At 66.2% G+C, this 1,133-nt stretch carries 1 protein-coding gene and 1 pseudogene; both read left to right on the top strand.

The genetic code is table 11. The annotated features are described in order from the left end of the window. The coding region (locus tag AC3WQM_RS31985) for a TRAP transporter substrate-binding protein (protein WP_492683861.1) at positions 1-820 on the top strand (820 nt) is incomplete at its 5' end. A gap of 89 nt (positions 821-909) precedes the next feature. Then, positions 910-1,133: pseudogene (locus AC3WQM_RS31980) on the top strand (TRAP transporter small permease); the annotation flags it as partial.

The following is a 1,133-nucleotide window of genomic DNA, read 5'->3' as shown; positions in this document are numbered from 1 at the left end:
CACCGGCGGCAAGCTGAAGATCACGGTGCACGCCAACGCGTCGCTGTTCAAGGCGCCCGAGATCAAGCGCGCCGTGCAAAGCGGCCAGGCCCAGGCCGGCGAGATCCTGCTGGCCAACTACGCCAACGAGAATCCGATCTACGCGCTGGACGGCGTGCCCTTCCTGGCGACGACCTATCCCGAGGCCCGCAAGCTCTACGACGCCTCCAAGCCCTCGATGGACAAGCTGCTGGCCGCGCAAGGCATCAAGGTGCTGTTCGTGGTGCCATGGGCGCCTCAAGGCATCTACACGAAGAAGGAGATCGGCTCGGTGGCCGACCTGCGCGGCATCAAGTGGCGCGCCTACAGCCCGGCCACGGCCAAGATCGCCGAACTCATCGGCGCGCAGCCCGTGCAGATCCAGCAGGCCGAACTGAGTGCGGCGATGGCCACCGGCGTGATCGAGAGCTACATGAGCTCGGGCTCCACCGGCTACGACACCAAGACCTTCGAGCACATCAAGAACTTCTACGACACGCAGGCCTGGATTCCGAAGAACGCGATCCTCGTGAACGCCAAGGCCTTCGATGCGCTCGATGCGACCACCAAGGCAGCGGTGACCAAGGCCGCAGCCGACGCCGAGGTGCGCGGCTGGAAGGTGGCGCAGGAGAAGAACGACGAGTACAAGCGCCTGCTCGCCGAGCGCGGCATGAAGGTGCACAAGCCCTCGCCCAAGTTGGACACCGACATGCGCCAGGTCGGCGGCATCATGCAGGCCGACTGGCTCAAGGCTGCGGGTGCGGACGGCGCATCCATCGTCGACGCCTACAAGAAGAAGTGATGACGCCCCCACGCTCATCACTTCGTGTATCGCTGCCCCCCGAGGGGGCGCAGGCCTCCCTTGGGGCGGCCCGGCGGGAGGCCTGAGCCGTGCGCCGCTTCCTCGACCGCCTGTACGACGGTGCAGGCGCGCTGGGTGCGTTCTGTGTGTTCCTGATCTTCGTGCTGATGATCGTGGCGGGCGTGGGCCGGCAGATGAACTGGCACGTGAGCGGGCTCAACGATGCGGTGGCCTGGCTGTGCGCGGCGGCGGCCTTCTTTGCGATGGCACATGCGTTCCGGCATGGTGACTTCGTTCGCGTGACGCTGCTGCT

This window comes from Variovorax sp. FW301-JW7, assembly GCF_058788795.1.
This window is presented reverse-complemented; position numbering and strand designations above follow the sequence as displayed.